Source organism: Amycolatopsis roodepoortensis, from assembly GCF_024628825.1.
Lineage (GTDB): Bacteria > Actinomycetota > Actinomycetes > Mycobacteriales > Pseudonocardiaceae > Amycolatopsis > Amycolatopsis roodepoortensis.
In genome coordinates this window covers 9,304,370-9,321,726 of record NZ_CP102415.1, presented here as the reverse complement: position 1 = coordinate 9,321,726, position 17,357 = coordinate 9,304,370, and the positions used below count along the sequence as shown (strand labels likewise).

Genomic DNA, 17,357 nt, shown 5'->3' with positions numbered 1-17,357 from the left:
GACCGGTGACCGAGCGGATGCGGAGTTTCACCCACAGCTGAGCGACTGCCCCCTAGACTGCCCTTCCGTTCGGCCTTGGGAGGGGAGCACGGATGGTGCTGGTGCGCGACGTCGATCCGGTGAGCCTGCTGAAGAACTCGCCCATCGGCGGCGACCCCGGTCCGTATCTGCCGCGGGACGTCGACCGGGATCTCCGGGCCGCGCTGTCGGCCGCGTCGTTCACCGTGATCGTCTACGAGCACAATTCGGGTGCCCGGCGGACCGCCTACGAGGCCTTGCTGGCGTCGTGTCCCGACCACGAGCTGATCGTCAAGCCGCGGAGCGTCGACCTCGCCCGGCAGCAGGGTGCGGCCATGGCCGTCGTCTGGCTGGACGGAGAGCTGGACGAGAACTTCACCGATTTGAATCGCCCCTTGGCGGCCTGGCTCGACAGGTACAGCTCCCGCCGCGCACTGGGTGTCATCCGCGAAGACCGGTACGAGAACCCGAAGTTGCGAGGGGTTCTTGATCCTCTTCGCCCCACGGTCGTACGGCTCGCCGCCGATCTTTCCGGCGGCGAGCGTCTCGTCGGAGACCAGATGTTCCCCGCGGCGGCACCCCTTCGCCAGGCGGGACAGCTCGCCGGTCTGCGGCCATCGGGGCCGGTCCGCACCCCGGTCCCCGATCCGTTCGCCGCCCACGTCGCCGATTACCGGCCCGACACCGACGACGGCGTCGACCGCCTCGGCATCGGTCCCGACGTGCGTATGCTCGCCGACCTCGTCGTCTCGCGGATGATCACCCCTCCGCTGTCGATCGGCCTGTTCGGCAGCTGGGGTTCGGGCAAGAGCTTCTTCATGCGCCAGATGCAACTGCGCGTCCGCGAGCTCGCCGATTCCGCGCGAGTGGCCGAAACCGAGGCAGGCGCGCACGGGAAGTCCGTGTCCTCCTACTGTTCGAGCGTTCGCCAGATCAGCTTCAACGCGTGGCACTACAGCGAAGCGAACCTCCTGGCCAGTCTCGCCACGCACATCTTCGACAACCTCGCCGCGAGCGGCGCCGAGAACGACCTTCAGCGCCAGGCCGACCTGCTCGCCGAACGCCGCAAGGCAGAGAAGACCCTGCTCGGCAGGCTCAGCGCGGTCCGCCTCGAACGCAGAACCTTGACAGCTCAACAGAAACAAGCGAAGCGGCGGCGCCGGAAGCCGCGCGAGTACGTCCGCGCGGTGTTCGACAGTCTCACCGAGGCGGACAAGGCGTGGATCGCGTCCAGGATCGGCGTCGACCGGCCGACCGCCGAAGACCTCGAACGGCTTGCCCAGGAAACAGGCGGGCTCCGGTCGGACGTCGCCGAATTCTGGCGACGCCTGCGGCAGGATCCGGTTCCCCTGCTGGTCCTGATCGGTGGGCTGGTGACGGTCCTGGTGGTCACGTTGCTCGTCGGCCGGTCGCAGGTGTCCGGCGTGCTCGGCGGGCTGACCGCGGTGAGCTCCGTGCTGACCGTCGTCCTGCGGATGCGCGCCAGCGCGGGCCGGATCCACCAGGCGCTCGACAAACTCGGCGGACCGTCCGAAGAGGACGAAGAGACCGAGCGGCGGCTCGCCGAACTGGACGCCGAATCCGACCGGCTCGAAAAGGCGGTCGCCGAACTCGCGCCCGGGCTCGATCTCGTGTCGTTCGCCGAGTCCCGGGTTTCGGACTACGTCGAACATCTAGGCGTGGTCTCCTTGCTGCGCAAGGATCTCGAGACGTTCGCGACCATGCTCGCCGAGGTGCCGCACGGTTCGGGGAAGATCGAACGGACCGTGTTGTACGTCGACGACCTCGATCGCTGCCCGCCCAAGGTCGTCGTCCAGGTTCTCGAAGCCATCCATCTCCTGCTGGCGCTGCCGGTGTTCGTCGTCGTGGTCGGCGTCGACTCCCGCTGGCTCAAGAAGGCCGTCGAGCAGCATTACGAGGAGATGCTCGGCGACGACCCCGAATCCTTCGCCGAGAGCTACCTCGAGAAGATCTTCCAGGTGCCGTTCACGTTGTCCCCCATGGACGATCCAGGGTTCGCGGGGCTCGTGCGCGGGCTCGCCGATACCGAGGTCCCGGAGGCGGGCCCGGCGCCCGCTCCCGCCGGAACGGATCAGGCCACCGGCGAGCGTCCTCTCCTGGCCGCGGCCGCTCCGGCTCCTCGCGCGGAAGCACCGAAACCGTCGTCCGAACAGTCCACAATAGACGTACGACCTCCTCGACTGGTGATCTCACGGGCGGAACTGGACTTCCTGCCGACGCTCGCCCCGCTCATCCGCTCCCCACGGGCCGCGAAGCGGCTGCTGAACCTGTATCGCCTGCTGCGGGCGCGTTTCGCCGGTGAGGAACTGGCCGAGTTCCTCACCGACGGCGACCGCGAGGCACCGTTCCGCGCGGTGCTGGTGCTGCTCGCGGTCCACGTCGGGCATCCGGACGCCGTCCGGTGGTTCTCGAGCCTCGAAGGGACGGACCCCGAAGACAAGGCCGTCGAGATCGTGTCGTCGATGAACGACCACGAGCTGCGGCCGAAGCTGGAACGCGGCCTTTCCGGCGAAATGTGGCCACAGCTGGCCGCGTCCTATCAGCGCTGGCTGCCGCTGGTGAACCGGTTCTCGTTCGCCCGCGACCGCTCGATGTCCGGCCCGCGGTAGAGCCGTTCCGGGATCCGCGCCAGTGTCGACGGATGGACCTGCGGGCCGAGGCCGTAGAGCTTCTGGAAACTCATGATCAGCGGCCGCCACCGGTCCGGGTCGATCCGGTCTTCGGTACCCGGCATCCGCACGTCGTCGTGAACGTGGACGCGCTGCACGCGCACCTCGAACACGAGGACGCCGCCGCGCTGTTTCGGGTCGTCCTCCGCGAGCGGGTGGAAGGCCTCGACGACGGCCTCCATCGTCACGGGGCATTCCGTGACCCGCGGCGGCCGGACCGTCTCCGAATCCACCGGCGTGAGGCCCGCTCGGGCGAACTTGTCCGGTTCGTGCCGGTAGCCGCGTTCGTACTTGCGGGCGGGGACGGGATCCGACCCGGTGGTCAGCGCCAGCCTGTCGACTGCGGCAGCCAGCGCGTCGGAAGGGAGATTCAGAACACATTCGCGGTTACGCATGAGATTCTGCGCCGTCTTGGATTTCGCGCCCAAGCCGAGCATCCCCCGCCACCCGAGCCAGAACGCCGACGACATCGGCGCCAGGTTCGGCGCGCCGGCCTGGTCGACCGTGGAAATGAGCACCACCGGGGTGCCGAAGTACAGGATTCCGGGCTCGATACGGGTGTGCGCGGCCTCGGCCGCCGTCGTGGAAACTGTCACGTTCGCCAGCTTCGCCGCCTCTCGCGTGGGAGACCGGCGTAAATCGGACGTCGCGATCGACACCGTCGGCGGACGGCGTCGCGCCACGCGAACATCTACCCTTTCCGTGGTGGTTCCCCTTGAACGAACGCGAACCCGCGGTCGTTCGGAGTATTGCGTTCGGCCGATTGCTGGTAGGTTCGCCGGACTTGAACGACGAAGGAGGCGCCGGCAGCGGCCCGGTCAACACCCGAACGCGCGTGGTGAGGCGAATCGCATGCGAGACGATGTGGTCCAGGCGAGCTCGATTCTCGGGCATTCCCCCGGCCAGGTTTGGGAAGTGATCGGCGATCCCGAGTCCTACTCGAGGTTCGTCGCGGAGATCAGCTGGTGCGAGATCCAGCGCCCCGCCGAACGCGGGCGCGGTCCGAAATGCCTCGTCCGGCTGGAGCCGCGGCCGGGCACACTCGTCGTCGGCGATATCGAAGCCCGCGTCTGGCGGCCGGGCGAACACGTCGTCTGGTGCGGCGTCGAGGACGACGGGAACTGGGTCTCGGTCGAGCTGAGGCCGGCTCCCGACGGCGGCACGGAACTCACCGCCCAGCTGATGCTTCCGGCGCCGCACGCCAGTCTGGTGTCCGCCGCGTCCTTCAAACGCACCGTCCGCGCGACGGCCCGCCGGATCGATCTGCACCTCTCGGGCCGGGCGGCGTCGCCCCAGGAGGAACCGGCGCACACCAAGGCCACCACGCTGCACACGGCGAGCACGCTCATCAAAGCCGGGGTGCTCGCGGCCGCGCGACCGGACAAGATCGCCCGGCAGCTCACATCGTTGTCGCAATGGGGCGCCACCGTCGCCGGCGGCTACACGGCCAACGCCGCCCGCGTGCCGGACGACGTCGCGTTGCGCGACGAACGCAACGTCCGGACGTTCAAGCAGACGGCCGATCGCAGCAACCAGCTCGCGAACGCGCTCGCGGCCCGCGGCGTGCGCGCCCGTGACCGGATCGCCTTGCTGTGCCGCAACCACGCCGCGATGGTCGAGTCACTGATCGCGTGCAGCAAACTCGGCGTGGACGCGATCCTGCTCAACACCGGGCTTTCCGCCGGCGCGGTCGCGGACGTGATCGGGCAGCACAAACCGGTCGCGGTGCTCGCCGACGACGAGTTCTCGCAGATCATCGCCGGCATCCCCGGCGATTTCCTGCGGCTGTCCACCTGGCCGGAGACCGAGAACGGCTACCCGACCATCGATCAGCTGATCGCCGGGGTGCCCGCCACCAAACTCAAACCGGTGGACCGGATCGGCAGGCTCGTCGTCCTCACGTCGGGCACCTCGGGAACCCCCAAGGGCGCGCGCCGCCCGACCCCGAAGGGGTTGTCGACATCGGCCGCCATGCTCGACCGCATCCCGCTCCACTCCGGAGACCGGTTCGTGGTGGCCGCGCCGCTGTTCCACAGCTGGGGGCTCGCCGGGATGCAGATCGGGATGGCCGTGCGCGCGTCCTTGTCGCTGATCCGCCGGTTCGACGCCGAGGAGATCCTGCGGACCATCGCCGAACACCGCTGCGGTGTGCTGTTCGCCGTGCCCATCATGTTGCAGCGCATCCTCGACCTGCCGGAACGGATCCGCGCCCGCTACGACCTGTCGTCGCTGCGGATCGTCGCCAGCAGTGGATCCGCGCTGCCGGGCCCGATCGTCACCGAGTTCATGGACACCTTCGGCGACGTGCTCTACAACTTCTACGGCTCCACCGAGGTTTCGTGGGCCAGCATCGCCACGCCCGAGGACCTGCGCGCCGCGCCGACGACGGCAGGCCGGTGCCCGCCCGGCACCCGCGTCGCCATCCTCGACGACGACCACAATCGGGTCCCGCCGGGCTGGGAGGGACAGATCTTCGTCGGCAACGACATGCTTTTCGACGGCTACACCGACGGCGCCAGCGTGCCCCGCGCCGAGAACCTGATGGCGACCGGCGACGTCGGCTACCAGGACGCCGCCGGACGCCTCTTCGTCACCGGCCGGGCGGACGAGATGATCGTGTCCGGTGGGGAGAACGTGTCCCCTCGCCCGGTCGAGGAGGCCATCGCCGCCCTGCCCGGCGTCCACGAGGCCGCGGTGATCGGCGTGCCGGATCGTGAGTTCGGGCAACGGTTCGCGGCGTACATCGTGCCGAAACGCGGTGCCCGCATGAGCGCGGACGACGTCCGCGCCTACATCCACCACCGGCTGGCGCGCTTCGCGGTCCCTCGGGACGTGTACTTCGTCGAGGAACTGCCCCGCAACGCGACCGGCAAGGTACTCAAGCGGTTGCTGAGGGACGAAACGTGGCCGATCGATCAGTAGCATGCCGCTCCCGCAGGAGAAAGCGCTGGATCTTCCCGCTGGGTGTCTTGGGCAGCTCCGTCACGAAGTGCACCTCACGCGGGTAGGCGTGCGCGGCAAAGCGGGTCTTCACCAGCTGCTGCAACTCGGCCACCAACGCGGTGTCGGCGGAAGCACCGTCCCGCGCGACCACGTACGCCACGATCACCTCGCCGCGCAGCGCGTCCGGGACACCGACGACGGCGCATTCGGCCACCGCGGAATGCTGCTGCAGAACGCTTTCCACGTCGAACGGGCCGATCCGGTAGCCCGCCATCAGGATGACGTCGTCGTCCCGCGAAGCGAAGGTCAAGTAACCGTCGGCGTCCTTGGCGGCGACGTCGCCGGTGTAGTACCAGCGGCCGTCGGGGCTGAAGCGCGCGGCGGTGCGCTCGGGCGCGTCGCGATAGCCCCGGAACCACACCAGCGGGCTCGCCGGGAGATCCACGGCGACGCGTCCCCGTTCTCCCGGCTCGGCCACCACGTCGGCGTCTTCGCGGAGGACCTCGACCGCGAAGCCCGGCAGGACCCGCCCCATCGAGCCGGGTTTGACCTCCGAGCGGAGGTCCGGATGCCACGCGTTGCCCACCACCATGCCGAGTTCCGTCTGTCCATAGTGGTCGTAAACGCCGACGCCGAGCTTCGACGACGCCCACTCCAGGACATCCGGGGTCAACGGTTCCCCCGCCGAAGAACAGTGCCGCAGGCGAAGACCGTCCGGCACCGGGGCGGCCGAGTTCCGGAGCGCGCGATACACCGTCGGAGCCGCGGCGAAGTTGGTGACACCGAACCGCTCCAGTACCGCCCACGTCAGTTCGGCCGAGAAACCCGCGTGCAGCAACAGACTCCGCCTGCCGGTCGCCATCGGCGTCATGATCGCGTAGTACAGACCGTAGGCCCAGCCGGGGTCGGCGGCGTTCCAGAAGACGTCGTCGGCGCGGACGTCTAGCGCGAAGTCCTGGTACGCCTGGAAACCCGCGAGCGCGCGGAGCGGAATCGGGACGGCTTTGGGCGTTCCCGTGGTCCCGGAGGTGAACAGCTCGACCAGTACCCCGGCCCCTCCGGTCACCGCGGCTCCCCGCAGCGGCGCGGCGTCGGCCAGCATCTCCCGGAACGACAGATCGCCCGGCTCGCCGTCACCGACGACCACGATCCGCCGCGAGGGGTCGTCCGGCAGGTCAGCGGACGGCGTCAGCTTCGAGCGCTGGCCGGCGTCGGCGATGACGACCTTCGTGTCGTTGCCGGTGACGCGCAACGCGATGGCGGGCGGCGCGAACGCCGTGAACAGCGGGACGTGCACCGCGCCCAGCCGCCAGATCGCCAGCAGCGCCACGACCAGCTCCGTCGACTTGCCCATCAGCGTCGCGACGCGGTCCCCCGGCCCGACCCCGAGGCCGAGCAGTGCCCCGGCGAAGCGCTCCGACTGCTCGCGCAGCTCGCCGTAGGTGAGATCGTGGCTGGTCAGATCCGCTTCGACCACGGTGAACGCCACCGCCTCCGCCGGATGCCGGTCGCACAGCAGCGTCGCCGCACTGGCCCGCTCGTCGTCGTAGACCTCGAGCAACCGCCGGACGTGAGCTTCGGTCATCGTTTCTCCCGGGACGTTGGCGAAGGCGTACAGTTCCGGGAATCGTGCGGGCGGGCCCGATCCGTCCACCACCCCCGATCGAGGGGGATCACCAAGGAGGGTGAGCCGATGCCGGTCGACGACGCCCAGCTCCTCGGCGCGGTCTCGGACCTGCGCCGCGACACCGGTCTGCCGGTCGGCTTCGCCGGGGTCGCCGGCACGTCACCGCGGATGCGGCTGACCGCGTTCCTCGGCAATCGCGGCACCGCGCTGAACGGCCTGTCCGTCCGCGCGGGCCGCGGCCTCGGCGGCAAGGCGCTCGCGCTGACCCGGCCGGTGGTCGCCAACGACTACCACAGCGCGACCACGATCAGTCACGACTACGACGAGCCGGTCCGCGACGAGGGCATCCACTCGGTGGTCGCGATCCCCGTCGTCGTGCGCCGGCGTGTCCGCGCCGTGCTCTACGGCGGCCTGCGCGACGAGGCAACCCTCTCCGACCGGACGATCACCGCCGCCCTGCACGCGGCGCGCGATCTCGAACAGACCCTGGCCGTCGAGGACGAGATCGAGCGGCGGCTGGCCGAAGCACGGCCGCTGGCGGAGCATCGCGAGGAGGCCGCGCCGCGGGAACGGCTGCGTGAGGTCTACGGCGAGCTTCGAGTGCTCTCCGGTCAGATCGCCGACGGCGTTCTGCGTGACCGCCTCGACGAGGTGTGCGCCAACCTCACCGGCGCCACTTCCCCCGTGGTGCGCCTGGCGCCGAGGGAACTGGACACCGTCGCGCTCGTCGCGCTCGGCCTGACGAACGCCGAGATCGCGCACCGGCTGGGGCTGACCGCGGAGACGGTCAAGAGTTACCTGCGGGACGCGATGCGCAAGCTCGACGCGACCTCCCGGCTGCAAGCCGTCACGCACGCGCGGCGGATCGGCCTGCTCCCCTGACTCAGCCCGCGGGCACGGGCGAGACCGAAGCGATGCAGTACTTGTCGCTCGCCTCTCGCCGGACCTCCATCGTCCCGGTGAAGTTCTCGCTGTAGTTCAGGGTGCCGGTCATGGTCACCACGATCAGGTCCGGGCCCGCCGCGCGCGGTTCTTGCGCGGTGAGCGACGCGTTGCGGTCGCCGTACTCCTTCGCCGCCTTGCGGACCGCGTCCTTGGCGTCCGCGCAGGCCGACTCGGCGGCCTTGGCCGGCTCGTCGCCGAACACCGCGAGCATGAACTTGCCCGCCAGCACCGGGCCCCAATCGAGGTGCAGCGGGGCCTGCGTCGCGCTCGCCGAGCTCGAGGATTTGCCGTCGCTCAGCAGGAATCCGGGCGCGACGAACGCGAGGATCACGAAGACGACCACCACGAGCGCGCCGCCGCCGGCGATCAGCCCGATCAGCAGGCCGTTGCCCTTCTTCGGCGGCTGCTGACCCGGGTACTGTGGCCCGCCGTAGCCCGGCGGCGGGTAGCCCTGCTGGGGATACTGCTGCTGGGGATGTTGTTGCTGGGGATAGCCCTGCTGCCACTGCGGCCCTTGCGGTCCCTGCGGGTACGACATCGACGCTTCCTTCCCCCTGGCAACCTGTGCGCGAGGAATCTACCGTCCCCTTCGGACAGTCGATCACCGGCTCCGCCGCAGGTCAGGTCTCGTGAGCGGTAATGACGGTTAGAACCGTCCTCACCACTCACGAGTCTCTAGAATCGCCCCATGAGACGGCTGGCCGTGGTGGTCTTCAACGGGGCGTCGCTCGGTGCGATGTCCTTCGCGTTCGGCGTGTTCGAGATGGCTTCGGCCTTCGGGGAGTTGCCCGACCTCGAACTCAAGGTAGTCGGCGGCGAACCGGGGACCGCGTTGCGTGGCGGCGGGCTGACCGTGCCGGTCCCCGAAGACCTCGCCGCGGTCCGGGACGCCGATCTGGTGCTGGTCCCGAACTGGCGGTCGCCGATGGAGGATCCGCCGGAAGCCGCCCTGGAGGCGCTCCGCGCGGCACACGACCGGGGAGCCAGGGTGGCCGGGCTGTGCAGCGGCGCCTTCGTCCTGGCCGCCGCCGGCCTGCTCGACGGACGCCCCGCCACCACGCACTGGGCGATGGCCCCGCTGCTCGCCGCCCGGTTCCCGGCCGTCCTCCTCGACGAATCGGTGCTCTACATCGACGACGGCGACATCCTGACCGCGGGCGGCGGCGCGGCGGGGATGGATCTCGGCCTGCACCTGATCCGCTCGTGGTGCGGCGCGGAGGTGGCGAACCGGCTGGCGAAGGGCATGGTCGTCCCGCCGCACCGGCCCGGCGGGCAGGCGCAGTACATCGAGTCGCCGATGCCGGAACTCGACGAGGGCGACCCGGTGTCGGAGACGATGGCCTGGGCGCTGACCCGGCTGGACACGGCGCTCCCGGTCGACGAACTCGCCAGGCGGGCGCATATGAGCAGGCGCAACTACGACCGCCGGTTCCGCGAGATCACCGGTGCCGCGCCCGGCACGTGGCTCACCCACCAGCGTGTCATCCGCGCGCAGCAACTGCTCGAATCCACCGACCTCCCGGTGGACGAGATCGCCAGGTACTGCGGGTTCTCCTCGTCCGCCGCGCTCCGCCCGCATTTCCGGCGGCAGGTCGGGGTCACGCCGGTGTCCTACCGCGAGACGTTCGGGACCAGGCTCAGCGTGCTCGAACCCATGCTGTCTTGACCGGGCTGTCTCAAAACAGACCCCGGTTGGCGAAAACACCGCTCACGGTCGGAGCCTGGGCCCGGCCACGATCGAGGCATGACCGAGAACAGCCGTTCCTTCCTCAACCGCCGGTCCATGCTCACCCTCGGCGCGGGTGCCGCGGCCGCGCTGGTGGCCTCGGGTGGCATCGCCGAGGCCGGCCAGTCCGGCGTCCCTGGCGACGCGGAACTCGCCCGGTCCCTCCCCGGCGGTTTCCGCAGCGAGTACGCCCACGTCAACGGGACGCGGCTGCACTACGTCGCCGGCGGCCGCGGCGAGCCGCTGATCCTGCTGCCTGGCTGGCCGGAGACGTGGTGGCAGTACCGCAAGGTCATGCCGGAGCTGGCGAAGCGATACCGCGTCATCGCCGTCGACCTGCGGGGCATGGGCGGCTCGGGCAAACCGCGAGGCGGGTACGACAAGAAGACGATGGCCCGCGACATCTTCGAACTCCTGCGCTCGCTGGGCCTCCGGCAGGCGCATATCGCCGGGCACGACATCGGCGCCATGGTCGCGTTCGCCTTCGCCGCCAACCACCCCGAGGCGACGAAGACCGTCACGCTCATGGACGTCTCGCATCCCGACGAAAGCCTGTACCAGCTCCCCATGCTGGCTCCGCCCGGGCAACCGGTGAACGTCTGGTGGTTCGCCTTCAATCAGGTCGCGACCCTGCCCGAACAGCTGCTGGCCGGCCGGTCACGTTTCCTCGTCGACTGGATGTTCGACCATCTCGCGGCCGATCCGGCCTCGATCGGTGCCCGGGACCGGGCGATCTACGCCGCCGCGTACGACCGCCCGGACGCGATCCGCGCGGGGAACGGCTGGTACCAGGCGTTCGGAGCGGACATCGAGGACCAGAAGGCCTACGCGAAGATCACCGCCCCGATGCTGGGGCTGGGTTCGGAGTTCAACTACGACTACCTCGCCGCGGTCCTGCCGTCGAAGGCGGCCGACGTCCGGGTGCGGAAGATCTCCGGTTCCGGGCATTTCGTCGCCGAGGAACAGCCGCGAGCGGTCGCCGACGAGCTGCGCACCTTCCTCGGGTGAGCCCATACCCCGAATGGGTCAATGTCGCCCGCCGAACGGACCGATTCACTCGGTCAGGTGAAAGACGCGGCCACGCGTCATTCTCGCGACGGGGTTCCCTCTTCTCTGGTGTGTCGGTACCGGCCGGACAGCCCCCCGAACGGCCGGTACCGACATGGAAGTTCAGCTCAACCGATCCACCAGCGGGCCTTGTAGATCCACGCGCCGTGCAGCGCCAGCTCGGCGCGTGGAAAGGCCAGCCGGACGGTGTCCGTGCACCACGTGCACAGGTGCCCGTCCTGCACCGAGGCGGTCACGACCTGCCCGGTCCGGGGGTTCGTCGACACACTCTTCACATGCGGCCGGTCGATCTCCCGCGCGCCCGCGTAGCGCTGGGTGAACCCGCCGCTCGTCTTCGAGAACTGGTACACCCCCGCTTCCGTGGTCACCCACAGCAGATCCGGCCTGCCCGGGACCGGCTGGAGATCGTGCCCGCCCTTCGTCGGCACCGGCACGGAGCGCTGCTCGGCCAGCACCGGCGCGGCGGGCGTGCCGCCGACGGTCAACGCGACGAGCGCGTCCGTGCCCAGCGCCCACAGCACGTTCCGGCCGGCGTCCCACACCACGCCGTGCGCCCCCACCAGCCGGTACTCGGTGTAGGTCGTCGAACGCTGCCCCTGTGAAGCGGTGTAGACCCGCACCCAGCCACCGGTGCTGGCCGCCACGGCGACGTTCCCGTCCGGCAGCAGCTCGATGCTGTGCGGGTTGGCGGGCCCGCCGACGTTCGCCGCCCAGTACGCCCGGTCACCCGCCGGATACGGTACGACGGCGGCGAAACCGCCCGACGCCGACGTCAGCAGGTACTTCTCGCCGCCTCGCTCGGCGAGCTTCGCGTCGCTCGGGTTGCTCCACGAACCCGCGAGGTCCGCCAGCCCGTTGGCGGCGTTCGGGGCCCACGCCCAGCTCACCTTCCGGTTCTGCCAGGAGGCCCGGTCGGCGGGCAGGACCAGGATCCGCTTGGACGCCTGCTCGGTGATGACGATCGAACCGCGATCGCGTGCGCCGGCGTCCGCCACCGCCGGCGCGGACGCCGCGACCGAGAGGCCCGCGATCACCAGCGCCACCCAGGATTTCCGCATGATCTTCATAAGGGAGACCGAACCCGCCCCGGGTGACGGGTGGGTGGCGGCGGCCCGAAACATGGATGTCGGCCAGATGACCCCGGATCAGAGGCTCACCCCGGACCGCCGGAGCAGGACTTCACCGACCTCGCGGCGGGCCGTCATCGGCACCGGGCGGCCGTACCCGAAGCGCACCACGGCGTGCGGCCGGCCGAGGTCGGCGAAGACCCGGTCCATAGAGGCCCGTGTCTCGGGGGTTTCGAACGGCCTGCCGACGAACGACGTCGCGAGCCCGGCGGCCGTCGCCGTCAGCAGTACCCGCTGCAGCACCATTCCCGCCCGAAGATCCGCGGCAGGTCCGCCGTCCGCGGTCAGCACCGCGCCGAGCACCGGCTCACCACCCTCGGGTTCGGCGGCGAAGAAGGGCTCCTGCGCCGGAACGGGATGGGGTGACGGAGGCCTGGTCGCCGCCGGGACGCCGTCCGGCGCGTGCGGCGTCCGCCTGGTCCACAACGCGACTTCCGCCTGGAACGCTCCGTTGCGTGCCTGCGCGGCCTCGGCCCGGTGCAGGACGCGCGCGACCGCGTTCGCCCGGTCGCCACGCCCGAACAGCTCCAGCAGCCCGCCTTCCACGAGCGCGGCCGCCCGCACCGTCGTCCGCGCCCACACGGGCACCGGCCGGTCCAGGAACGGACGGCGGTTCGTGTGACGGCGGAAGACGACTTCGGCCAGCCGCCGCTCCTCCGGCGAGGAGAACCGGTCGCCGTCGATCTCGAGTTCGGCGAGCAGATCGGGCTCGTCCGGCTTCGGCATCGCCCGCAGCGAAAGGGTCTTGCCGTTGGATCGCAACGAAATCATCAGGTTGAACATCGCCGCGCCGCACGACAGCCGCGCCTCGCGGGCGTCCGGGTCGGCGATCCGGAGCACCCTCGCGCGGTCGAGCCACACCTCGATCCGGTCCCGGTCGGCGACGAACCGCCATGGCTGGGTGTTGAGCGGGGACGGCGCGCGGACGGCGGCCGCCACCGCCTGGTCGACATGGGTCGGCAACGGGATCTTCATCGTGGTCTCTCTCCGGAAGACAAGGGTTGGTCCACCTTCGGCCGGGGTACCCGGCGACCGCAGCGGCCGCCGGTCACGACTTCCGAGGACTTTCGCCCCCGATTCGCGGGAGCGAGGACTTAGGACCCTGTGCCACGAACGGCGGTGATGGGAGTCTCGATGACCGGAACGGAGCCGACGATGACGGACAAGTGGACGATCGACGTGTCCCTGCAGCACGAGCCGTACCGGGTGCGCGCGGAAGCGTTGCTCCGGCTCGAAGACGGCGGCGAATTCGTCGGTGTCGGAATCGCGGAGGCCGGGCTGAGAAACGGTTCCGCCTCCCAGATCGGCTCGTACCTCGCGGTGACGCGGGCGCTTTCGGACCTCACCGCGGAACTGCTGGAGACCGTGGCTTCCGACGTCGCCCGCTCGGTCGAAGTCGACGGGGTCCTGACCACGCAGTCGACGAACTGACCGCGGTCAGCGCAAGGGGGCGGACCACTCGATCCTGGTTCCGCCCTCTTTCCGCGTCTCCGCCTGGAAAGCTCCGCCCGCCTTCTCCGCGCGATCGCGTAGGTTCCGCAGCCCGCCGGGCTCGACGGGTTCACCGCCGATACCGGTGCCGTCGTCGGTGACGACGATCCGCAGAACGTCGTCCTTCACCGCCACGCTCACCGAAACCCCGCTCGCCCGCGCGTGCCGGACCACGTTGCCGACCGTTTCCCGCACCACCGCTTCGGCGTGTTCGGCGAAGGCGAGCGGCATGGAGTCGAGCGGCCCGGACAGGCTGACCGTCGGGTGGATGGGCGTGTCGTCGGTGAGTTCGGTGATCGAGTCGTAGAGCCGGTGCCGCAGCCGCACTCCCTGCTGGCCGGCCTCGCCGCCGTGGAGATCGAAGATCGCCGTGCGGATCTCGTGCACGATCTCGTGCATCTGGTCGATGCTCTCGCCGATCCGCCGCCGCAGTTCCGGCGACTCCGCCCGGCGGTGGGTGCTCTGCATGGCGAGCCCGACCGCGAACAGCCGCTGGATCACGTGGTCGTGCAGTTCCCTGGCGATCCGGTCGCGGTCGGCGAGCACGTCGAGTTCCCTGGCGGTGCGCTGCCGCGCCGCCAGTTGCAGCGCCAGCGCGGCCTGGTCGGCGAACGAGGCCACCACCGGCAACTGGGAGAGTTCGAAGGGGACGGCGCCCGGATTCCGGACCGCCATCAGCACGCCGGACGTCCGCTCTCGCGCCCGGAGCGGCACCACGAGCGTCGGCCCGAGGCGCAACTCCTCCTCGGCGCCGAGCACGAGTTCGGGCACGCTGCGCGGCGTCCGGTCGCGGTAGACCGCCCCCGGCAACGAGGTGGCGACCTCGATCCGTGTCCCGGTCAGCTCCGCCGCCCGCGCGCCCGCGCAGACGGCGATCGTGAGTTCGTCGGCCTCGTCCTCCCCGTCCGGGCTGACGTCGAGCCTGCCGGAACCGGGCAGTGCCAGCAAAGTGAGGTCGGAACCGGTCAGTTCCAGTGCCCGGCCCGCGATCAGGTTGAGCGCGTCCACCGGATCGGTGCCGCCCAGCAGTTCCGTGGTCACCTCGCTGGTGGCGGCCTGCCACTGCTGGCGGATCCGCGCCCGCTCGTAGAGATGGGCGTTCTCGATCGCGATCCCGGCCGCGGCGGCGAGGGCCTGGACGACCACTTCGTCGTCCTCGGTGAAATTCTCCCCGCGTTTCTCGGTGAGGTAGAGATTCCCGAACACTTCGTCGCGCACCCGGACCGGCACGCCGAGGAACGAGCGCATCGGCGGATGGCACGGCGGGAACCCTGCCGACGCGGGATGCCGCGAGATGTCGGCCAGCCGCACCGGTTTCGCCTCGTCGATGACGAAACCCAGCAGGCCGTGCCCTTTCGGGAGATGCCCGATCTGTTCCTTCGTCTCGCCGTCGATACCGAGATAGACGAATTCGGCGAGGGAACCGTCGTCCGCTATCACTCCCAGCGCGCCATAAGTGGCTTCGCCGAGATCGATGGCCGCCTGCACGATCCGGCGCAGCGTCGCGTCCAGCTCCAGCCCCGAGGCGACCGCGAGCACCGCTTCGAGCAGGCCGTCCATCTTGTCGCGGGTGCCGACGAGCCGCTCGATGCGGTCATGGAGATCCCGCAGCACCTCACGAATCCGCAGCTGGGAAAGGGCACCGGTGATCCGGTCGTCGTTTCCGCCCAGCCGGTCATGAGCCGACATCCTGCCGCGCCTCCGAAGATCGGGACGACTCGCTGCCGTGGTGACTTTCTCCTCTTTCGGCCCCGCACCGCGGGCGGGGACCGTTTCACGAGACAACCTTATTGCCCGTGGCGCGGCGGCGGGGGAAACCATGACCATACAAGTCACCAGGGTCGGACGCTTGAACTCCGAACAGGTGAATTCCGTGCTCCGGTCGGCCACGCTGGCCCCGTCGACGCACAACACCCAGCCATGGCTCTTCCGGTGCACCGGCACCGGAATCGAAGTCCACGCGGATCCGCGCCGGCTCCTGCCCGCCACCGATCCCGACGGCCGGGAAATCGTTCTCTCGTGCGGCGCGGCCCTCTTCACCCTCCGGACGGCGATTCACGCACTGGGCTTCCATCCGGCGACGACGCTGATGCCGAGCCGCGCCGATCCCGATCTGCTGGCCGTCGTCCGCCCGCTCGCCGAGCGCACGCCGGATCCGAAGGTCGTCCGGCTCGCGCGTGCGATCCCCCGACGGCGGACCAACCGGCGGCCCTTCCTGTCCAACGCCGTCCCGGAACCCACGCTCACCGCGCTCCGCCACGCGACCGAGCTCGAACACGCGTGGATGTCGAGCCTCGACGCGGACCAGTGCCGTCTGCTGCACGACCTCACCTCCCGCGCCCGGCGCGAGCAGCTCTCCGACCCGGCGTTCCTCGCCGAACTCGGCCGCTGGACCGGGCTGGCCGCGAGCACTCGCGACGGAGTGCCGTCTTACGCGACCGAGGGCTCCCCCGTCAACGAAAGCTGGCTCCTCGACGAATTCGGCGAAGGCCACAGCGGCACGCCGCCACTTCCGCTCGTGGTGGTGATCGGATCGCTGACCGACGAACGGCTCGACCGGCTGCAAGCCGGCCAGGCACTGCAACGGGTGCTGCTGACCGCGACCTCCGCGGGGCTGGACGCGTCGTTCATCTCGCCGCCGATCATGGTCCGCGGGGCACGCGCCGAACTCCGGCGGCTCCTCGGCTGCGGGGTGTGGCCGCAGGTGCTGCTGCGGGTCGGCTACGGGTCGCCGCTGCCGTGGACGCCGCGGCGCCCGCTGGAGGACATGCTGCTCGACACGCTCATCTCCGCGTGAGTCAGGGTCACGGCCATCAACCTCGCGCGAACGGCGATCTCGCGTGCTTGAACGGACGACACGCGTGACCGGATGGACGACACGTGTGTCCAGCCGGACGGCACGAGGCCGGCTCCGGCCGGGCGCTGTGTCGTCCGGCCAAGCACGCGTGTCGTCCGTTCAATCACGCGTGTCGTCCATCCGAGCACGTGGGCTTACTGCCGCCGAAGTTCCGTGGCCAGCACGGCCGCCTGGGTCCGCCGCTGCATTCCCAGTTTCGTCAGCAGCCGGGACACGTAGTTCTTCACGGTCTTCTCCGCGAGGAACATCCGCTCGGCGATCTGCCGGTTGGTCAGTCCCTCGCCGATCAGTTCCAGCAGGGTGCGTTCCTGGTCGGAAAGCCCGGCGAGCGGCCCCTTCTTGACCGCGTCGTCGCGGAACTTCGCCATCAGCGTCGCGGCGGCCCGCGTGTCCAGCAACGACCGGCCGAGGCCGACCTCCTTGACCGCCGCCACCAGGTCCATCCCCCGGATGTCCTTGATGACGTACCCGCTCGCGCCCGCCATGATCGCGTCCAGCATCGCCTGCTCGTCGGTGTAGGACGTGAGCATCAGGCATTTCAGCCCGGGCATCTTGGAGCGCAGTTCGCGGGCGAGCTCGACGCCGTTGCCGTCCGGCAGCCGCACGTCGAGCACGGCGACATCCGGCCGCAACGCCGGAATCCTCGCCAGCGCTTGGGAAAACGTGGCGGCCTGGCCGACGACGCACAGGTCGCCGTCCTCCTCGAGCATGTCCGCGACCCCGCGACGGACCACCTCGTGATCGTCGACCAGAAACACCCGGAGCATTCCGACCTCCACGGTTTCCCTCCTCGGATATGAGCGTACGGCGCACGGCCGGTCACTGCGACAGGCCAAAGGGCCCTGTTCGGCGCCCGTTCGAGTGG

14 protein-coding genes are annotated in these 17,357 nt (G+C 70.1%); 7 read left to right on the top strand and 7 right to left on the bottom strand.

Features of this window, described 5'->3' with window-relative positions:
* The first annotated feature begins 92 nt into the window (after positions 1-92).
* The gene (locus NQK81_RS44445; protein ID WP_257486307.1) at positions 93-2,648 is read left to right on the top strand and encodes a P-loop NTPase fold protein; all 2,556 of its coding nucleotides are present in this window, start codon (positions 93-95) and stop codon (positions 2,646-2,648) included.
* On the opposite strand, the gene NQK81_RS44440 is transcribed toward NQK81_RS44445, so the two are convergent.
* Positions 2,579-3,229 carry a flavin reductase family protein gene (locus NQK81_RS44440; RefSeq protein ID WP_306856076.1) on the bottom strand — a complete coding sequence of 217 codons (651 nt, stop codon included), beginning with the start codon at positions 3,227-3,229 and terminating at the stop codon, positions 2,579-2,581. The two genes, NQK81_RS44445 and NQK81_RS44440, sit on opposite strands and share 70 nt — an antisense overlap.
* A gap of 331 nt (positions 3,230-3,560) precedes the next feature.
* On the opposite strand from NQK81_RS44440, the gene NQK81_RS44435 reads away from it, so the two are divergent.
* Entirely contained in the window at positions 3,561-5,630 is a 2,070-nt protein-coding gene (locus NQK81_RS44435) for an AMP-binding protein (protein WP_257486305.1), read from the top strand.
* Here NQK81_RS44435 and NQK81_RS44430 read toward each other — a convergent pair.
* A complete protein-coding gene (locus tag NQK81_RS44430) occupies positions 5,587-7,236 on the bottom strand; it encodes an AMP-binding protein (RefSeq protein ID WP_257486304.1) in 1,650 nt (549 codons plus the stop codon). The two genes, NQK81_RS44435 and NQK81_RS44430, sit on opposite strands and share 44 nt — an antisense overlap.
* Before the next feature lie 108 nt (positions 7,237-7,344).
* Between NQK81_RS44430 and NQK81_RS44425 the strand changes: the two genes are divergently transcribed.
* The gene (locus tag NQK81_RS44425; RefSeq protein WP_257486303.1) at positions 7,345-8,160 is read left to right on the top strand and encodes a helix-turn-helix transcriptional regulator; all 816 of its coding nucleotides are present in this window, start codon (positions 7,345-7,347) and stop codon (positions 8,158-8,160) included.
* A gap of 1 nt (position 8,161) precedes the next feature.
* Here NQK81_RS44425 and NQK81_RS44420 read toward each other — a convergent pair whose 3' ends face one another.
* Positions 8,162-8,761 (bottom strand): hypothetical protein, encoded by a 600-nt coding sequence (locus NQK81_RS44420; protein ID WP_257486302.1) that lies wholly within the window; start codon positions 8,759-8,761, stop codon positions 8,162-8,164.
* A gap of 150 nt (positions 8,762-8,911) precedes the next feature.
* Here NQK81_RS44420 and NQK81_RS44415 point away from each other — a divergent pair, with 150 nt between their 5' ends.
* Complete coding sequence (locus tag NQK81_RS44415) at positions 8,912-9,889, top strand: GlxA family transcriptional regulator (protein ID WP_257486301.1); 978 nt, start codon at positions 8,912-8,914, stop codon at positions 9,887-9,889.
* A gap of 78 nt (positions 9,890-9,967) precedes the next feature.
* Entirely contained in the window at positions 9,968-10,957 is a 990-nt protein-coding gene (locus NQK81_RS44410; RefSeq protein WP_257486300.1) for an alpha/beta fold hydrolase, read from the top strand.
* A gap of 167 nt (positions 10,958-11,124) precedes the next feature.
* Here the strand turns inward: NQK81_RS44410 and NQK81_RS44405 are convergent, their stop codons facing one another.
* Both NQK81_RS44405 and NQK81_RS44400 read right to left on the bottom strand, forming a co-directional pair.
* Positions 11,125-12,084, bottom strand: a complete 960-nt coding sequence (locus tag NQK81_RS44405; protein ID WP_257486299.1) for a DUF6528 family protein — start codon at positions 12,082-12,084, stop codon at positions 11,125-11,127.
* A 78-nt stretch (positions 12,085-12,162) separates the two neighbouring features.
* Positions 12,163-13,119: an Acg family FMN-binding oxidoreductase gene (locus NQK81_RS44400; RefSeq protein ID WP_257486298.1), complete on the bottom strand. Its 957-nt coding sequence runs from the start codon at positions 13,117-13,119 to the stop codon at positions 12,163-12,165.
* A 159-nt stretch (positions 13,120-13,278) separates the two neighbouring features.
* Between NQK81_RS44400 and NQK81_RS44395 the strand changes: the two genes are divergently transcribed.
* The gene (locus tag NQK81_RS44395) at positions 13,279-13,575 is read left to right on the top strand and encodes a dsRBD fold-containing protein (protein ID WP_192742150.1); all 297 of its coding nucleotides are present in this window, start codon (positions 13,279-13,281) and stop codon (positions 13,573-13,575) included.
* A 6-nt stretch (positions 13,576-13,581) separates the two neighbouring features.
* Here NQK81_RS44395 and NQK81_RS44390 read toward each other — a convergent pair whose 3' ends face one another.
* A complete protein-coding gene (locus NQK81_RS44390; RefSeq protein ID WP_257486297.1) occupies positions 13,582-15,324 on the bottom strand; it encodes a sensor histidine kinase in 1,743 nt (580 codons plus the stop codon).
* 160 nt (positions 15,325-15,484) lie between these two features.
* Here NQK81_RS44390 and NQK81_RS44385 point away from each other — a divergent pair, with 160 nt between their 5' ends.
* Complete coding sequence (locus tag NQK81_RS44385) at positions 15,485-16,432, top strand: Acg family FMN-binding oxidoreductase (protein WP_443092892.1); 948 nt, start codon at positions 15,485-15,487, stop codon at positions 16,430-16,432.
* A gap of 194 nt (positions 16,433-16,626) precedes the next feature.
* Here NQK81_RS44385 and NQK81_RS44380 read toward each other — a convergent pair whose 3' ends face one another.
* A complete protein-coding gene (locus tag NQK81_RS44380; RefSeq protein WP_257486295.1) occupies positions 16,627-17,259 on the bottom strand; it encodes a response regulator in 633 nt (210 codons plus the stop codon).
* Between the last annotated feature and the right edge of the window lie 98 nt (positions 17,260-17,357).